This is a genomic window from Pseudomonas sp. GW704-F2, assembly GCF_059423025.1.
The window spans coordinates 27,341-43,658 of sequence record NZ_JBWKXO010000034.1 but is presented as its reverse complement, the minus strand read 5'-3'; the positions used below and the strand labels follow the sequence as shown (position 1 = coordinate 43,658).

14 protein-coding genes are annotated in these 16,318 nt (G+C 62.4%); 8 read left to right on the top strand and 6 right to left on the bottom strand.

Annotation, left to right across the window (positions count from 1 at the left end):
• Window positions 1-48: 48 nt before the first annotated feature.
• Together AC07W0_RS23730 and AC07W0_RS23725 are read right to left on the bottom strand one after the other, a co-directional pair.
• On the bottom strand, window positions 49-981 hold the full coding sequence (locus tag AC07W0_RS23730; protein ID WP_102618385.1) for a proline iminopeptidase-family hydrolase: 933 nt from the start codon (window positions 979-981) through the stop codon (window positions 49-51).
• 94 nt (window positions 982-1,075) lie between these two features.
• Window positions 1,076-1,840: a LuxR family transcriptional regulator gene (locus AC07W0_RS23725; protein WP_102618384.1), complete on the bottom strand. Its 765-nt coding sequence runs from the start codon at window positions 1,838-1,840 to the stop codon at window positions 1,076-1,078.
• A gap of 184 nt (window positions 1,841-2,024) precedes the next feature.
• Here AC07W0_RS23725 and AC07W0_RS23720 point away from each other — a divergent pair, with 184 nt between their 5' ends.
• From AC07W0_RS23720 to AC07W0_RS23695, 6 genes are read left to right on the top strand one after another with little or no spacing between them, the layout of a single operon-like run.
• Window positions 2,025-2,912 carry a proline iminopeptidase-family hydrolase gene (locus AC07W0_RS23720; RefSeq protein WP_017848864.1) on the top strand — a complete coding sequence of 296 codons (888 nt, stop codon included), beginning with the start codon at window positions 2,025-2,027 and terminating at the stop codon, window positions 2,910-2,912.
• A 3-nt stretch (window positions 2,913-2,915) separates the two neighbouring features.
• Window positions 2,916-3,863, top strand: a complete 948-nt coding sequence (locus AC07W0_RS23715; RefSeq protein ID WP_057003761.1) for an ABC transporter permease — start codon at window positions 2,916-2,918, stop codon at window positions 3,861-3,863.
• A complete protein-coding gene (locus AC07W0_RS23710) occupies window positions 3,860-4,717 on the top strand; it encodes an ABC transporter permease (protein ID WP_017848862.1) in 858 nt (285 codons plus the stop codon). The genes AC07W0_RS23715 and AC07W0_RS23710 overlap by 4 nt, the downstream gene beginning before the upstream one ends.
• Window positions 4,714-5,670 carry an ABC transporter ATP-binding protein gene (locus tag AC07W0_RS23705; RefSeq protein ID WP_102618383.1) on the top strand — a complete coding sequence of 319 codons (957 nt, stop codon included), beginning with the start codon at window positions 4,714-4,716 and terminating at the stop codon, window positions 5,668-5,670. Before AC07W0_RS23710 ends, AC07W0_RS23705 begins: the two co-directional genes overlap by 4 nt.
• Window positions 5,667-6,638, top strand: coding sequence for an ABC transporter ATP-binding protein (locus tag AC07W0_RS23700; RefSeq protein ID WP_079443133.1), 972 nt, complete (start codon window positions 5,667-5,669; stop codon window positions 6,636-6,638). Before AC07W0_RS23705 ends, AC07W0_RS23700 begins: the two co-directional genes overlap by 4 nt.
• A 47-nt stretch (window positions 6,639-6,685) precedes the next feature.
• Entirely contained in the window at window positions 6,686-8,200 is a 1,515-nt protein-coding gene (locus AC07W0_RS23695; protein WP_102618382.1) for an ABC transporter substrate-binding protein, read from the top strand.
• Window positions 8,201-8,318: 118 nt separating this feature from the next.
• Here AC07W0_RS23695 and AC07W0_RS23690 read toward each other — a convergent pair whose 3' ends face one another.
• The 4 genes from AC07W0_RS23690 to AC07W0_RS23675 form a co-directional block, all read right to left on the bottom strand.
• Window positions 8,319-9,059, bottom strand: coding sequence for a YciK family oxidoreductase (locus tag AC07W0_RS23690; RefSeq protein WP_017848858.1), 741 nt, complete (start codon window positions 9,057-9,059; stop codon window positions 8,319-8,321).
• 187 nt (window positions 9,060-9,246) lie between these two features.
• A complete protein-coding gene (mupP, locus tag AC07W0_RS23685; protein ID WP_026140262.1) occupies window positions 9,247-9,918 on the bottom strand; it encodes an N-acetylmuramic acid 6-phosphate phosphatase MupP in 672 nt (223 codons plus the stop codon).
• A 4-nt stretch (window positions 9,919-9,922) separates the two neighbouring features.
• Window positions 9,923-10,621 carry a bifunctional 2-polyprenyl-6-hydroxyphenol methylase/3-demethylubiquinol 3-O-methyltransferase UbiG gene (gene ubiG / locus AC07W0_RS23680; RefSeq protein WP_017848856.1) on the bottom strand — a complete coding sequence of 233 codons (699 nt, stop codon included), beginning with the start codon at window positions 10,619-10,621 and terminating at the stop codon, window positions 9,923-9,925.
• A gap of 62 nt (window positions 10,622-10,683) precedes the next feature.
• Complete coding sequence (locus AC07W0_RS23675) at window positions 10,684-12,015, bottom strand: TRZ/ATZ family hydrolase (protein WP_102618381.1); 1,332 nt, start codon at window positions 12,013-12,015, stop codon at window positions 10,684-10,686.
• A gap of 109 nt (window positions 12,016-12,124) precedes the next feature.
• Between AC07W0_RS23675 and mtnA the strand changes: the two genes are divergently transcribed.
• Together mtnA and gyrA are read left to right on the top strand one after the other, a co-directional pair.
• Window positions 12,125-13,201, top strand: a complete 1,077-nt coding sequence (mtnA, locus tag AC07W0_RS23670; protein ID WP_057003757.1) for an S-methyl-5-thioribose-1-phosphate isomerase — start codon at window positions 12,125-12,127, stop codon at window positions 13,199-13,201.
• Between the two features lie 423 nt (window positions 13,202-13,624).
• Entirely contained in the window at window positions 13,625-16,279 is a 2,655-nt protein-coding gene (gene gyrA, locus AC07W0_RS23665) for a DNA gyrase subunit A (RefSeq protein ID WP_017848853.1), read from the top strand.
• The last annotated feature ends 39 nt before the right edge of the window (window positions 16,280-16,318 follow it).

Here is a 16,318-nt window from a genome sequence, read left to right as displayed (position 1 = left end):
CTGACTGAACCACCGCCATCATGAGCAGGCCCGCTGCCACATTGCTCGTCAGCTTGCTTTGAGGGTCTTGTGCGGCACTGAACAGGCCTCATCCAAAAACTTCACCACTGTCCCCATGCACGCCTGGCGCTCTTCGACATGGGGCATGTGGCTGGAGTCTTCAAACAGCGCCCAGCGCACATCCGCGATTTCATCCAGGAACGGCTTGACCACCAGCGGTGTGGCTTCGTCATGCCGGCCGGAGATCACCAGGGTCGGCACCTTGATTGCCGACAGACGGCCAATCACGTTCCAGTCCTTCAAACTGCCGATCACATGGAACTCGGTCGGGCCGCTCATGGCGTGGTACACGGTCGGGTCTGCATCGACCTGGGCGAACGTGCGCGCAACCTCGTCCGGCCATGGGTTGACCCGGCAGACGTGCTGGTCGTAGAAAATCCGCGAGGCGGCGAGGTATTCCGGGTCCTGGTAGGTGCCGGCGGCTTCATGCTTGAGCAGGGTTTCATGCACGCCTTCGGGCAGCAGCTGACGCAGGCGGTTGGCTTCGCTGACCCAGGTACGCATGCAGGTGGGCGAGTTGGCCGGGATAAACGCACGCAGGCCCTTGGGTTGCAGAATCGCGTGTTCGCTGCCGAGCATGCCGCCCCAGGATTGCCCGAGAATCGCGTAGTCCTGGCTGATTTGCAGGTGGTCCAGCAGGTTGTTCAGTTCGTCGAGGAACAGGCTGACAGTCCAGAAGGAGGGGGCTTTGTCGGGCAAGTGCGTGGAGCGGCCGTTGCCCAGTTGGTCGTAGTGGATGACGGCGTGACCGCTGGCGGCGACGTCCTTGAAGGCATCGACGTAATCATGGGTGCAGCCGGGACCGCCGTGGATGATCACCAGCGGTGTACGGCCCGAGGCCCGGTCGCCGGTGACGCGATACCAGGTCTGATAGGGGCCGAAGGGCGCAAACCCTTCGCGGACTTTTTCGATGAATTCCATTTCGTATCCTGCTTTGAAAAAAAAGTATCAGGGACACGATAATCGGCACGCGACGTTTAAGTAACTAGCAAAACAGCTAGGTTTTGCCGAAGGGTCAATCTTCCAGCAGGCGATAATGAGTGGCGCGCACCACGGCCTGTACGCGATTTTTCGCCCCCAGTTTGTGCATTGCCGAGGCAAGATGCAGGGTAACGACCGCCAGCGAGCGGCTCAGTTGCGTGGCGATTTCGGCGGCGGTCAGGCCGTCGGCGGCCCATTTCAGGCACTCGCGCTCGCGTTTGGTCAGACGGATATGCGGGTAGGTGCGTAGTTCATTGCTGAACAGTGGGTAGGCCGCTTCCTGCAGGGCATGGGAAATCAGGCCGAAATCCGACAAGCTCTGGTGCGCGTCCTCCAGCACCGTATGCGCCTTGCCGGTGCGCAAACCGGTCAACGATGCGAAGCCGCCCCGGGGCAGATGAATCGGCACGCTGACGCCGCAGGTCAGTTGCTGGTCATGCAGGTAAGACGAGACGGGGGCGTGGCACGGGTCGATGATCTTCTGCAGCGCCGTCTGCGCCTTGGCCTCGTAGGACCAGACAAACGGCGACACCGTATTCAAGGCCAGGTGCTGCACCGGATCGATCTGGTAGAACCCTTCGCTGCACCACAAGGCATGCCAATCGGAAGGCGTGTTGCGCAGTTGCAGCACCGAAGGTGTGATCAACGTGCCGTTGAGGTCGATGGGCACTGGCGAGTAGTCATACACCAGTGCATCGAAACCCAACTGTTGGGCTAGGATAAACGCGTTGTCCATCTGCTCGTCCAGGCTCCTGCCCGGCATGAGACGGTGATTGAAGGCAGTTAGCTTGGCCAGCATCCGTTCTGCTCCCGAATTCATATGAATCTCGACTTACTGCAAGTAGAATGCCACGCCCCGGCGAAGGACTGCCAGGCCAAACCTATAAGAAATACTAGGTTATGGATGCACGGCATCCTCGGTAGCTTATGGCCTCATAAGCGGCCGCAACCCGCCAGGCCGATACCACACAAGGAACGTATGCATGTGGCGTGAAATAGCCCCCGACCAGCAGTACACCGTGCAAGTCGATGGCCATGACCTCGCGGTCTACAGCTTTGGCGAAGGCGATGAGGTGCTGTTGTGCCTCAACGGCGGGCCGGGGCTACCGTGTGACTATTTGCGCGACGCCCATGGCTGGCTCAAAGAGCATGACCTGCGAGTGGTTGCATTCGACCAGCTTGGCACCGGTGCTTCAGCCAGACCGACCGATGTTTCCCTGTGGGAAATCGGCCGTTATGTCGAAGAAGTCGAAACCGTGCGCCAAACCCTGGGCCTGGGCCGTGTGCATTTGCTCGGGCATTCCTGGGGCGGCTGGCTGGGCATCGAATACGCCATCCATTACCCCGATGCGCTGAAAAGCCTGATCTTGGAAAACACCGTCGGCGACATTCCGCACCTCTCCCAGGAACTCGAACGCCTGCGCGGCGCCCTCGGCAGCGAAACTGTGGCGATGATGCAGCGCCATGAAGCCATGGGGACGCTGGATCATCCGCAGTACCAGGCCGCGATCACCTTGCTCAATTATCGCCATGTGTGCCGCCTGGACGAATGGCCGGCGCCGCTCCGGCGCTCCCTTGACGACTGGAACATGGGGCCCTACGCAACCATGCAGGGCCCCAACGAATTTCTGTATATCGGCAACCTCAAGGACTGGAACCGCATCGCCGAGATGGCCGATTTCAACATGCCGATGCTGATCACCACCGGCCAGCACGACGAGCTCACCCCGGCCTGCGCCCTGCGCATGAAACTGGCCGCCCGGCACGCCGAATTGCATGTGTTCCGCAACAGCAGCCATATGCCATTTTACGAAGAGCCCCAGGCGTACTTCCCGGTACTGCTGGACTTCCTCGCTCGTCACCGAGGCTGACGGATGAACCTGGCGCGCTACCGCTTCGTGCTGACCCGGCCGCTGCAATTGCTGCCGGTGCTGTTCGGCATCAGCCTGATCACCTTCGTGCTGGTGCGCGCGATTCCCGGTGACCCGGCGCGCGCGCTGCTCGGCTCGCGCAGCACGCCGGATGCGTTGCTGAAGATCCGCGCACAGTTCGGGCTCGACCAGCCGCTGTGGCTGCAATATTTTTACTTCTTGAAAAACCTGCTCAAGGGCGACCTCGGCCAATCGCTGTTGTACAAGGTCGATGCGTTGAAGCTGATCGTCACCCGTATCGAGCCGACCCTGGTGCTGGTGCTCGGCAGTGTGTTGCTGGCGCTGCTGATCGCAGTGCCGCTGGCCACCGTCGCGGCGCGGCGCAAAGGCGGCTGGGCGGACAACCTGATCCGCGTGTTCACCACCGTCGGCCTGGGCATGCCGGCATTTTGGCTGGGGTTGATGCTGATCCTGCTGCTTAGCGTGCAATGGGGCCTGTTTCCGGTGTCCGGCTACGGTCGCACCTGGCTGGACAAGGCGCACCATATGGTCCTGCCGTGCCTGACCATCGCCCTGGCCCTGTCGGCGGTGCTGGTGCGCAACCTGCGGGCGAGCATGTTGATGGAATTGCAGGCGGACCATGTCACCGCCGCCCGGGCGCGCGGGTTGTCGGAAGCGGCGGTGTTTCGCCGGCATGTGCTGCCCAATTCCCTGGTGCCGACGGTCAACCTGCTGGCGGTGAATATCGGTTGGCTGATCAGCGGCACGGTGGTTATCGAAAGCCTGTTCGCCATTCCCGGCATCGGCCAGTTACTGGTGCGCGGCATCTTTACCCGCGACTACATGGTGGTGCAGGGCGTGGCCATGGTGCTGGCCTGTGCGACGGTGGTGGTCAACTTCGTCGCGGATGTGGTGACCGTCGCCCTCGACCCACGGGTGAAGATGCAATGAGCACTCGTCCGCTGATCGCGCCATGGCGCTTGCGCCTGCGCTTTGGCTTGCGCGACGGGCGGCTGACCGCCGCGTGGGGGTTGCTGATTCTGTTGACGTGGCTGGGCCTGGCGTTGTTTGCGCCGTGGCTCGCGCCGTTCGACCCGATCGCGCAGAACACCGATCTCAGCTTGCTCGGGCCGAGCCTGGGCCATCCCTTCGGTACGGATAATTATGGCCGCGATATTCTCTCGCGGGTGATCTGGGGCGCACGCATCGACCTGCAATTGGCGATTGTCGGGGTGATCTTCCCGTTCATGATCGGTACCTTTATCGGCGCGGTCTCCGGCTATATCGGCGGGCGTTTCGACAGCGTCTGCATGCGCGTCATCGACGTGATCCTGGCGTTCCCGTTCCTGGTGTTGATGCTGGCAATCATGGCCATCCTCGGTCCGGGCTTGAAGAGTTTCTATATCGCCATGGCGCTGGTGGGCTGGGTGTCGTATGCGCGGTTGATCCGCTCGCAGATCCTGGTGCTCAAGGAAAGTGACTTCGCCCTGGCGGCCAAAAGCCTCGGCTTTGGCCATGGGCGCATTCTGTTCCGGCACTTGCTGCCGAATGCGATGTTTGGCTCGATTGTGTTTTCCATGTCTGACGCGGTGCTGGTGCTGCTCAACGGCGCAGCGGTGAGTTACCTGGGCCTGGGCGTGCAACCGCCGACCGCCGAGTGGGGGACGATGGTCGCCGAAGGGCAGGCCTTCATTACCACCGCCTGGTGGATCTGCACCTTTCCGGGGCTGGCCATCGTGACCCTGGCCATGGGCTTCAGCCTGCTGGCCGATGGCGTGGCGCAAGTGTTGGGAGAGCGCCCATGAGCTTGCTGCAGGTGCGCGACCTGAGCGTGATCGCCAACAATGCCGGGCGCGACGTGACCCTGGTCGACCGCGTCTCCTTCGACCTGGCCGAAGGCGAGATCCTCGGCCTGGTGGGCGAAAGCGGCTCGGGCAAGACCATGGCCTGTCGCGGGCTGATCCGCCTGTTGCCGTCGCCCAACCTGCGCGTGCAGGGCGGCGCGGTGCGCCTGGCCGGCCAGGACTTGCTGCCACTGGACGACGCAGGCATGCGCGCAATCCGTGGCGGGCAATTGGGCATGATCTTCCAGAACCCCAGCAGCCACCTCGACCCGCTGATGCGTATCGGCGAACAGATCGCCGAGGGCATCCGCCTGCATCAAGGCGCGTCGAAAAAAGACGCACGCCGGCAAGCCATCGAGGTGTTGCGCCAAGTGGGCATTCCCGATCCCCTGGCGCGGGTCGACAACTACCCCCACGAGTTTTCCGGCGGCATGCGCCAGCGCGCCATGATCGCCGTGGCATTGGGCTGCAACCCGACAGTGCTGATTGCCGACGAACCCACCACGGCCCTCGATGTGACCGTGCAGGCGCAAATCCTGCGGCTGTTGCTGGAGCTGCGCGACCAGCGTGGCTTGTCGATCATCATGATCACCCACGACCTCGGCGTGGTGGCGCAAACCTGCGACACCATCGCGGTGATGTACGCCGGGCGCCTGTGCGAGCACGCCAGTAAATACGAGTTGCTCGCCCATCCCCGACACCCGTACACCGCGGGGCTGATCGATTGCCAGCCGGCCCACAGCAGCGGCCACGCCTTGCTGCGCACCATTGCTGGCCAGCCGCCGTTGCTCGATGCGTTGCCCGTCGGGTGCCGCTTCCACCCGCGTTGCCCGCAAGTCGGCAGCCTGTGTCGCGAACGCTTGCCGGAAGGTGCGCGGGTGGCCTGTCACTACCCGTTGGGAGATTGCCCATGAGCCTGTTGCAGATCAAGGACCTGGAGGTGCGGTTTGCCGCGTCCGGCAGCGGGATGTTCGGCCTGCACAAACAGTGGGTGAGGGCGGTCAACGGCGTGTCGCTGAACCTGGCGGCGGGCGAGACCCTGGGCCTGGTGGGCGAATCCGGCAGCGGCAAAAGTACCCTCGGCCGGGCGATTCTGCATCTCAACCCGATCAGCGCCGGGCAGGTGCTGTTCGACGGCATCGACATGGCCCACGGCAGCGCCGTCGACATCGCCCGCCTGCGCCATGAAACCGCGATGATCTTCCAAGACCCGTATGCCGCGCTGAACCCACGCCACACCATCGGCGAAACCCTTGCCGAAGTGTTGCGGGTGCAGCGCAAAGTCGCGCCGCAGCAGATCGCGCGGCGTGTCGACGAATTGCTCGAGCTGGTCGGCCTGCGCCCTGAATTGGCCGCTCGCAAGCCCGGCTCCCTCAGCGGCGGCCAGTGCCAGCGGGTCGGCATCGCCCGGGCGCTGGCGGTGGAGCCGCGCTTGATCGTTGCCGATGAATGCGTGGCGGCACTGGATGTCTCGATCCAGGGGCAGATCATCAACCTGTTGCTGGAGCTGCAACAGCGCATGAACCTGGCGATCCTGTTCATCGCCCATGATCTGGCCATCGTGCGCCGCCTGTGCGACCGCGTGGCGGTGATGTACCTGGGCCAGATCGTCGAGGAGGGGCCGGTGGAAGCGGTCTTCACTTCACCGCGTCACCCGTATACGGCGGCGTTGATCCAGGCGATTCCCGAGATCGATCCGCATCGGCCGTTGCCCACGGAACCCTTGCCCGGCGAGCCGCCGAGCCCGCTGAATTTGCCTACAGGCTGTGCTTTTCACCCGCGTTGCCGGTATGCCCAGGCCATGTGTTCCGTGGTGTTGCCGCCGACCCATTTCCTGCACGAGCATCGGTACAGTTGCGTGCTTGAAGAACCTTTGCTTTGACCCCTGCCATTCTTGAACAACCGCCGTTATAAACAAGGAGTTATGACATGCAATCGCGCCACTTGAAGTTGCTCGCCGCCGCGACCTTGACCGCCTGGTCGCTGACCGCCGGTCTTGCCCAGGCCGCCGGTGTTCTCACCATCGGTTGCCGGGAAGACAGCACCACGTTTGATCCGATCAAAAGCGCGCAAAACCGCGACACCTGGGTCTTTGCCAACGTCTACGACACCCTGGTGCGCGTGGACAACCTGGGCACCAAGATGGAGCCGGGGCTGGCTGAAAGCTGGGAGATTTCCAAGGACGGCCTGACCTACACGTTCAAGCTGCGTGCGGCGAAGTTCTCGGATGGCTCGCCGATCACCGCAGAGGATGCGGCGTTCAGCCTGTTGCGCATCCGCGACAACAAGGCCTCGCTGTGGAGCGACCCGTTCAGCCTGATCGACACGGCCAAGGCCGCCGACCCGCAAACCCTGGTGGTGACGCTGAAGACCCCGGCGGTTGCCTTCCTCTCGCAACTGGCGTCGCCGACGGTGTCGATCCTGTCGGAAAAGGCCATGAGCAAAATGGGCGAAGACGCCTACGCGGAAAACCCGGTGACCTCCGGCGCGTTTACCGTGGGCGAATGGCGCAAGGGCGATCGGGTGATCCTGAAGAAAAACCCTAACTTCTGGCAGGCCGGGAACGTCAGCCTGGATGGCGTGGAGTGGGTCTCGGTGACCGACGACAACACGCGCATGCGTATGGTGCAGAACAACGAGCTGGACACGGCGATCTTCGTACCGTTCTCCCGGGTTGAAGAACTGAAGAAAGACAAAAACGTGGTGATTCATTCCGACCCGTCCACCCGCGAAGATCACCTGCTGATCAACCACGAGCATGGCCTGCTGGCCAAGCCGGAAGTACGTCAGGCGCTGGACATGGCCATCGACAAACAATCGCTGGTGAAGACGGCCACTTACGGTCAAGGCACCGTGGCTTATTCCTACATCCCCAAAGGTTCGCTGTACCACTACGCCAACAACCTGCAGCGCCCGTATGACCCGACCGCGGCGAAGAAACTGCTGGCCGACGCCGGTGCCAAGGACTTGAAGTTGAACTACGTGGTCAACGCCGGCAACGAAGCCGACGAACAGATCGCGGTGATCATCAAGGACCAGTTGGCCAAGGTCGGCGTGACGGCCAACCTGCAGAAAGTCGACCCGACCCAAAGCTGGCAGATGCTGGTGGACGGTGAGTACGATATTTCGGTGATGTACTGGACCAACGACATCCTCGACCCGGACCAGAAGACCACCTTCGTGCTGGGCCACGACACCAACCAGAACTACATGACCCGTTACAGGAACGACAAGGTCAAGGAACTGGTCGCCGCCGCACGCATCGAGGCCGACCCGGCCAAGCGTGAGCAGATGTATGTCGACCTGCAGAAACTGGCGAAACAGGATGTGAACTGGATCGACCTGTATTACAGCCCGTACATCAACATCTCACGCAAGAATGTGAGCAACTTCCTGCAAAACCCACTGGGTCGCTTCACCCTCGAGGAAGTCGTGAAAAACTAAAGAACACCGCTAAATAAATGTGGGAGGGGGCTTGCCCCCGATAGCAGGGTGTCAGTCACTGCATCTGTGACTGACCCACCGCTATCGGGGGCAAGCCCCCTCCCACATGTATCAGCCGTTACTGCGCGTCGAACGCTTGCCCGTTGATCCCGCTGCTGTCCGGCCCCATCAGGTACAGGTACACCGGCATGATGTCTTCCGGCGCCGGGTTGTCGGCCGGGTTTTCCCCCGGGTACGCCTGGGCCCGCATGCTGGTGCGCGTGGCGCCGGGGTTGATGCTGTTGGCCCGTACTGGCGCAACGGTGTCGAGCTCGTCGGCGAGGGTTTGCATCAGGCCTTCGGTGGCGAATTTCGATACGCCATAGGCACCCCAATACGCCCGGCCCTTGCGCCCGACGCTGCTGGAGGTGAACACCACCGAGGCGTCCTGGGACAGCTTGAGCAGCGGCAACAGCGTGCTGGTCAGCATGAACATCGCGTTGACGTTGATGTGCATCACCCGCATGAAGTTCTCACCGGACAACTGCTCGATCGGCGTGCGTGGGCCGATGATCGAGGCGTTGTGCAGCAGGCCGTCGAGGTGGCCGAATTCCTTTTCGATCATCGCCGCCAGCTCATCGTATTGATGGGGCAGGGCGGTCTCCAGGTTGAACGGGATCACCACCGGTTGCGGGTGGCCGGCGGCTTCGATCTCGTCGTACACCTGGGCCAGGTTGGCTTCGGTCTTGCCCAGCAACAGCACGGTCGCGCCATGGGCGGCATAGGTTTTCGCCGCCGCCGCGCCAATCCCGCGACCGGCACCGGTCACCAGGATGACGCGGCCTTTGAGCAGTTCGGGACGTGCAGAGTAATCAAACATAAATAGCCTCGACAAAATTCACTAGGTGACCAACACCGAGCTGGAAAACACTGAAGATCCAATGTGGGAGGGGGCTTGCCCCCGATTGCAGTGTGTCATTCAACACATTCATTGACTGAACCACCGCAATCGGGAGCAAGCTCCCTCCCACATTGGGGCTTCATAGGTCAGCAAGACCGGTAGACCATCAGCAACTGCACAGCGCGTTATCCAGCACCTTGCGCAATTCCAACGGGTGATCCACCACCACATCCGCGCCCCAGTGACGCGGGTTGTCGTCCGGGTGGATGTAGCCATAGGTGACCGCCGCCGTGCGGGTGCCGGCGTCGCGGCCGGACTCGATGTCGCGCAGGTCATCGCCGACGAACAGCACGCTGGCCGGGTCCAGGTTGAGCATCTGGCACGCCAGGATCAGCGGCTCCGGGTGCGGCTTGCTGTTCGTCACGTGGTCTGGGCAGATCAGCAGCGCCGAGCGCTCGGCCAGGCCCAGCTGCTGCATGATCGGCTCGGCAAACCGCAACGGTTTGTTGGTGACCACGCCCCAGATCAGCTTGGACTTTTCGATGTCTGCCAGCAGCTCGGCCATCCCGTCGAACAACGCGCTGTGGATCGCGCAGCCCTTGAGGTAGCGCTCGAGGAACTCCAGGCGCAGTTCTTCAAAGCCCGGGGATTCCGGGTCCATCGAGAAGGTCACGGCGACCATCGCCCGCGCGCCGCCGGAGATTTCATCGCGGATATGCTGGTCGTTGATCGGCGCCAGGTCACGGTCGGCGCGCATCGCCTGGCAGATGGCGATAAAGTCCGGCGCGGTGTCCAGCAGGGTACCGTCCATATCGAAGAGAACCGCTCGCAACTTCACAGGCTTACTCCTCGCGCAGGGTCTGGATCATGTAGTTGACGTCGACGTCGCTGGCCAGCTTGTAGTGCTTGGTCAGCGGGTTGTAGGTCAGGCCGATGATGTCCTTGACGCTCAGCCCGGCCTGACGGCTCCAGGCGCCCAGCTCGGAAGGGCGGATGAATTTCTTGAAGTCGTGGGTGCCGCGCGGCAGCAGCTTCATGATGTATTCGGCGCCGATGATCGCGAACAGGTAGGCCTTGGGGTTGCGGTTGATCGTGGAGAAAAACACCTGGCCGCCGGGCTTGACCATGCGGAAGCAGGCGCGGATCACCGAGGAGGGGTCCGGTACGTGTTCGAGCATTTCCAGGCAGGTGATCACGTCGAACTGCTCGGGCATTTCCTCGGCCAGGGCTTCGGCGGTGATCTGGCGGTATTCGACGTTCACCCCGGATTCCAGCTGATGCAACTGGGCCACGGCCAACGGCGCTTCGCCCATGTCGATCCCCAGCACGGTGGCGCCGCGCTGGGCCATGGCTTCGCTGAGGATGCCGCCGCCGCAACCGACGTCCAGCACCTTCTTGCCGGCCAGGTTGATGCGTTCGTCAATCCAGTTGACCCGCAGCGGGTTGATGTCGTGCAGGGGTTTGAACTCGCTTTCGCGGTCCCACCAGCGGTGGGCCAGGGCTTCGAATTTGGCGATTTCGGCGTGGTCGACGTTGCTCATGGTGGTTCCTCTAAATCGGATAAATCGGTTTGTCGGCCCTGAACACGGGTTCAGGACCGGCGTTATTCGCGGTGCCCGCTGATGCGCTGGCCCCAGGCAATGGCCATGGCGATCAACTGTGGTTCATCCATGCGGGTCAATTGCCGGTTGTCGAGCAACTGCTTGCCGGCGACCCAAAGGTGTTTCACGCTATCGCGTCCGGTGGCATATATAAGCTGTGAGACCGGATCGTAGATCGGTTGTTGCGCCAGCCCCGAAAGATCAAAGGCGACGATATCCGCCGCCTTGCCGACCTCCAGCGAGCCAATCTCGCCCTCCAGGCCCATGGCGCGGGCGCCGTTGAGGGTCGCCATGCGCAAGGCGCGATGGGCATCCAGGGCGGTCACCGAACCGGAGACGGCCTTGGCCAGCATCGCAGCGGTACGGGTTTCGCCCAGTAGGTCGAGGTCATTGTTGCTGGCTGCGCCGTCGGTACCGATGGCCACATTGACGCCAGCCTGCCACAGACGCTCCACCGGGCAGAAGCCGCTGGCCAGTTTCAGGTTCGATTCCGGGCAATGGATGACGCTGGTGTTGCTTTCTACCAGCAAAGCCAGGTCGTCCTCGCTGATTTGGGTCATGTGAACGGCCTGAAAGCGCGGGCCCAGCAGGCCAAGCCGGCCGAGGCGCGCCAATGGGCGTTCGCCGGTCTGCTCGACAGACTGTTGTACCTCGAACGCGCTTTCGTGCACATGCATATGGATCGCCGCGTCCAGCTCCTCGGCGATCACCCGGATCTTTTCCAGGTTGGCGTCGCTTACGGTGTAGGGCGCGTGGGGGCCGAAGGTGATCTTGATGCGCGGGTGATGCTTGAGGTCGCCGAACAACTCGATGCCCTGGCGAATCGCCTCGTCGGCGCTGCTGGCGCCGGGAATCGGGAAGTCGAGGATCGGAATCGCGATCTGCGCGCGCATCCCGCTGTTGTGGACGCAATCACTGGCGACCTTGGGAAAGAAGTACATGTCCGAGAAGCAAGTAATGCCACCCTTGAGCTGTTCGGCGATGGCCAGGTCGGTGCCGTCGCGCACGAAGGCTTCATCGACCCACTTGGTCTCGGCGGGCCAGATGTGTTTTTCCAGCCAGGTCATCAGCGGCAGATCATCGGCCAGGCCGCGAAACAGGGTCATCGCCGCGTGGCCGTGGGCGTTGATCAGGCCGGGGCTGAGCAGCATGCCCGGCAGCTCGCGCACTTCACTGGCGGAAAGTTTCAGTGCCGCGGCCCGCGGGCCGATAAAGGCAATACGCCCATCGCGGATGCCCAGGCCATGCTCCTTGAGCACCACGCCGGCGGGTTCGACAGGTACCAGCCACGTCGGCAGTAGCAATAAGTCGAGCGGGGCGGCAGTGGAGGTCATCGCAGGCTTCTTCCCGGGCAGCAATAAAAGAAGGGCGAAGTATACCCGAGCGTCCTGGCTGGCGGATCGCTATAATCGGCGGCTTTTGTTCATGAGTGCGGGGTGAGGGATGCGCGATCGACTGTTGGCTGCGGAGAAAGTGAAGGCCATCGATTGGCGCGATGGCGCACTGCACCTGCTCGACCAGCGTGTTTTGCCGTCCCGGGAAAGCTGGGTGACCTGCTCCACGGTCGATGAAGTGGCCGCGGCTATACGCTCGATGGTCGTGCGCGGCGCGGCAGCCATCGGCATCAGTGCCGCCTACGGCCTGGTACTCGCCGCCCGCGAACGGATCGCCGAGGGCGATGACTGGCAGGCTGGATGGGAAGAAGACTACGCACTTTTGGCCGATACCCGCCCGACCGGCGCAAACCTGCTCTGGGCCCTCAAACGTATGCGCGACCGCCTGGACCGTCTCAAACAGCACGCCGATCCGCTGGCGGTGCTGGAGGCCGAAGCCATCGCGATCCATGAGAGCGACCGCGAAGCCAACGTCGTCATGGCTCAGTTGGGTGTCGAGCGGATTCGCAAGCACCAGGGCAACGCCCAGGCGATCCTGACCCATGGCAACGCAGGCGCCCTGGCCACGGGAGGCGTCGGCACGGCCCTCGGCGTGATCCGCGCGGCCTTCCTGGAGGGTCTGGTCGAGCAGGTCTATGTCAACGAAACCCGGCCATGGTTGCAAGGTTCGCGGCTGACGGCGTGGGAATTGGCTGGCGAGGGGCTGCCCGTCACGGTCAATGCCGACTCGGCGGGCGCGCATATCCTCAAGACCAAAGGCGTGACCTGGGTGATCGTCGGTGCCGACTGCATTGCGGCCAACGGTGATGTGATCGGCAAGATCGGCACTTATCAATTGGCGGTGTGCGCCATGCACCATGGTGTGCGTTTCATGGTGGTCGCGCCGAGTTCGACCCTGGACCTGATGATGGCCTCCGGCGACGACGTGGCCCTGGAAGAGCGCGCTGCGGGCGAGTTGCTGGACGTCGCCGGGCAGCGTTTTGCTGCGGATGTGAATGCCTTCAATCCGGTATTTGATGTGACCCCGGCCGACTTGATCGACGTGATCGTGACCGAAAAGGGTGTTGTCGAACGGCCCGACACGGCCAAGCTCGCCAAGTTGATGTGCCGTAAACGCCTGCATTGAGGGCTTTGGTGGCTGTTAGATTGCCATCGGGAGCAAGCTCCCTCCCACATTTGACTGTGTTTACAATTTGAGTGTGGCAGGGGGCTTGCTCCCGATTGGCCTTGAAAGGCCATGGTTTCTTCGGATCTGCCGCGCAAAAACAGCACCACCCCGGCTCTAAGCCCCTCTCGTCGCCCTCAAGCCTGTCATCCGTCAACTTACTATGCTCCATGCCCGTCAGGGGGATAGGTGCGTGGCGGCGATTGTGATAACATCCGGCGGTTTCCAGGGTCGCCCCGAGGGGCTGCCTTTAACGTGCAGATCCGTGTCATAACTCGTTGATTTGTCGTAAGTCGTTGCCAGGCACCATGCCGGCAGCGGCGAGCTTCGTTCGTCCCATATGGATGTGACGAGGTTTCACCCGAAAAAGGAATCAGGCTTCTCATGGGCGAACTGGCCAAAGAAATCCTCCCGGTCAATATCGAAGACGAGCTGAAACAGTCCTACCTCGACTACGCGATGAGCGTAATTGTCGGTCGGGCACTGCCTGATGCGCGCGATGGCTTGAAGCCCGTGCACCGGCGTGTGCTGTTCGCGATGAGCGAGCTGGGTAACGACTGGAACAAGCCGTACAAGAAATCTGCCCGTGTTGTCGGTGACGTGATCGGTAAGTATCACCCTCACGGCGACACTGCGGTGTACGACACCATCGTTCGGATGGCCCAGCCGTTTTCCCTGCGCTACCTGCTGGTAGACGGCCAGGGCAACTTCGGTTCGGTCGACGGCGATAACGCCGCGGCCATGCGATACACCGAAGTCCGCATGACCAAGCTGGCGCACGAGCTGCTGGCCGACCTGCACAAAGAAACCGTGGACTGGGTGCCGAACTACGACGGCACCGAAATGATCCCGGCGGTCATGCCAACCCGTATTCCCAACCTGCTGGTCAACGGCTCCAGCGGTATCGCCGTGGGCATGGCCACCAACATCCCGCCGCACAACCTCGGTGAAGTCATCGACGGTTGCCTAGCCCTCATCGACAACCCCGAGTTGACCGTCGATGAGCTGATGCAATACATCCCGGGCCCGGACTTCCCGACCGCCGCGATCATCAACGGTCGCGCCGGTATCATCGAAGCCTATCGCACCGGCCGTGGCCGCATTTACATGCGCGCCCGCTCGATCATCGAAGACATCGACAAGGTCGGTGGCCGCCAGCAGATCGTCATCACCGAGCTGCCTTACCAGTTGAACAAGGCGCGTCTGATCGAGAAGATCGCCGAGCTGGTCAAGGAGAAGAAGCTCGAAGGCATCACCGAGCTGCGCGACGAGTCCGACAAGGACGGTATGCGCGTCGTGATCGAGCTGCGTCGTGGCGAAGTGCCTGAGGTGATCCTCAACAACCTCTACGCCCAGACCCAGCTGCAAAGCGTGTTCGGTATCAACGTCGTGGCCCTGATCGACGGTCGCCCGCGCATCCTGAACCTCAAGGATCTGCTGGAAGCCTTCGTCCGTCACCGTCGCGAAGTCGTGACCCGCCGCACCGTGTTCGAACTGCGCAAGGCCCGCGAGCGCGGCCACATCCTGGAAGGCCAGGCGGTTGCGCTGTCGAACATCGACCCGGTCATCGCCCTGATCAAGGCTTCGCCGACCCCGTCGGAAGCCAAGGAAGCGCTGATCAAGATGCCGTGGGAATCCAGCGCCGTGGTGGCGATGGTTGAACGCGCCGGCGCCGATTCCTGCCGTCCCGAGACCCTCGACCCGCAATACGGTCTGCGCGACGGCAAGTACTTCCTGTCGCCGGAACAGGCCCAGGCCATCCTCGAACTGCGCCTGCACCGCCTGACCGGTCTGGAGCACGAGAAGCTGCTGGCCGAGTACCAGGAGATCCTCAACCAGATCGGCGAGCTGATCCGCATCCTCAACAGCGCCGTGCGCCTGATGGAAGTGATCCGCGAAGAACTGGAAGTGATCCGCGCCGAATACGGCGACGTGCGCCGCACCGAAATCCTCGATGCGCGTCTCGACCTGACCCTGGGTGACATGATCCCGGAAGAAGAGCGCGTCGTGACCATCTCCCACGGTGGCTATGCCAAGACCCAGCCATTGGCTGCGTACCAGGCCCAGCGTCGTGGCGGTAAAGGCAAATCGGCTACCGGCGTCAAGGATGAGGACTACATCGCTCACCTGCTGGTCGCCAACAGCCACACCACGCTGCTGCTGTTCTCCAGCAAGGGCAAGGTGTACTGGCTGAAAACCTACGAAATCCCGGAAGCCTCCCGTGCCGCCCGTGGGCGTCCGCTGGTCAACCTGCTGCCGCTGGACAGTGATGAGTACATCACCACCATGCTGCCGGTCGATGAATACACCGAAGGTCACTTCATCTTCATGGCCACCGCCAAGGGCACCGTGAAGAAGACCCCGCTGGAATCCTTCAGCCGTCAACGCAGCGTGGGCCTGATCGCCCTGGAGCTGGATGAAGGCGACGTGTTGATCTCCGCAGCCATCACCGATGGCGAGCGTGAAGTCATGCTGTTCTCCGATGGCGGCAAAGTGACGCGCTTCAAAGAATCCGACGTGCGTGCCATGGGCCGTACCGCCCGCGGTGTGCGCGGGATGCGCCTGCCGGAAGGGCAGAAGCTGATTTCCATGTTGATCCCGGAAGAAGGCAGCCAGATCCTCACCGCTTCGGCGCGTGGTTATGGCAAGCGCACCGCCATCAGCGAGTTCCCGGAGTACAAGCGTGGCGGCCAGGGCGTTATCGCCATGGTCAGCAACGACCGCAACGGCCGTCTGGTCGGCGCGGTACAGGTGCTCGATGGCGAGGAGATCATGCTGATTTCCGACCAGGGCACCCTGGTGCGTACCCGTGTCGCTGAAGTATCGAGCCTGGGCCGTAACACCCAGGGCGTGACGCTGATCAAGCTGGCCAACGACGAAACGCTGGTTGGCTTGGAACGCGTCCAGGAACCGTCGGAAGTCGAAGGCGAAGAGCTGGAAGGCGAGGCATTTGACGGCGAGGTGATCGCAACCGGCGATGACAGCGTCGACGAGCCGACCCTCGACGCTGCCGCAGACGAAGAAGAACCGCAGGAATAAGCGGACAAACAGGGGGGCGGATGAAGATTCGCCCCTTGT

Excerpts from the sequence above, each read along its gene's own strand:
- AC07W0_RS23730 (WP_102618385.1), bottom strand. The coding sequence starts at position 981 with ATGGAATTCATCGAAAAAGTCCGCGAAGGGTTTGCGCCCTTCGGCCCC.
- AC07W0_RS23725 (WP_102618384.1), bottom strand. The coding sequence starts at position 1,840 with ATGCTGGCCAAGCTAACTGCCTTCAATCACCGTCTCATGCCGGGCAGG.
- AC07W0_RS23720 (WP_017848864.1), top strand. The coding sequence starts at position 2,025 with ATGTGGCGTGAAATAGCCCCCGACCAGCAGTACACCGTGCAAGTCGAT.
- AC07W0_RS23715 (WP_057003761.1), top strand. The coding sequence starts at position 2,916 with ATGAACCTGGCGCGCTACCGCTTCGTGCTGACCCGGCCGCTGCAATTG.
- AC07W0_RS23710 (WP_017848862.1), top strand. The coding sequence starts at position 3,860 with ATGAGCACTCGTCCGCTGATCGCGCCATGGCGCTTGCGCCTGCGCTTT.
- AC07W0_RS23705 (WP_102618383.1), top strand. The coding sequence starts at position 4,714 with ATGAGCTTGCTGCAGGTGCGCGACCTGAGCGTGATCGCCAACAATGCC.
- AC07W0_RS23700 (WP_079443133.1), top strand. The coding sequence starts at position 5,667 with ATGAGCCTGTTGCAGATCAAGGACCTGGAGGTGCGGTTTGCCGCGTCC.
- AC07W0_RS23695 (WP_102618382.1), top strand. The coding sequence starts at position 6,686 with ATGCAATCGCGCCACTTGAAGTTGCTCGCCGCCGCGACCTTGACCGCC.
- AC07W0_RS23690 (WP_017848858.1), bottom strand. The coding sequence starts at position 9,059 with ATGTTTGATTACTCTGCACGTCCCGAACTGCTCAAAGGCCGCGTCATC.
- ubiG (WP_017848856.1), bottom strand. The coding sequence starts at position 10,621 with ATGAGCAACGTCGACCACGCCGAAATCGCCAAATTCGAAGCCCTGGCC.
- AC07W0_RS23675 (WP_102618381.1), bottom strand. The coding sequence starts at position 12,015 with ATGACCTCCACTGCCGCCCCGCTCGACTTATTGCTACTGCCGACGTGG.
- mtnA (WP_057003757.1), top strand. The coding sequence starts at position 12,125 with ATGCGCGATCGACTGTTGGCTGCGGAGAAAGTGAAGGCCATCGATTGG.
- gyrA (WP_017848853.1), top strand. The coding sequence starts at position 13,625 with ATGGGCGAACTGGCCAAAGAAATCCTCCCGGTCAATATCGAAGACGAG.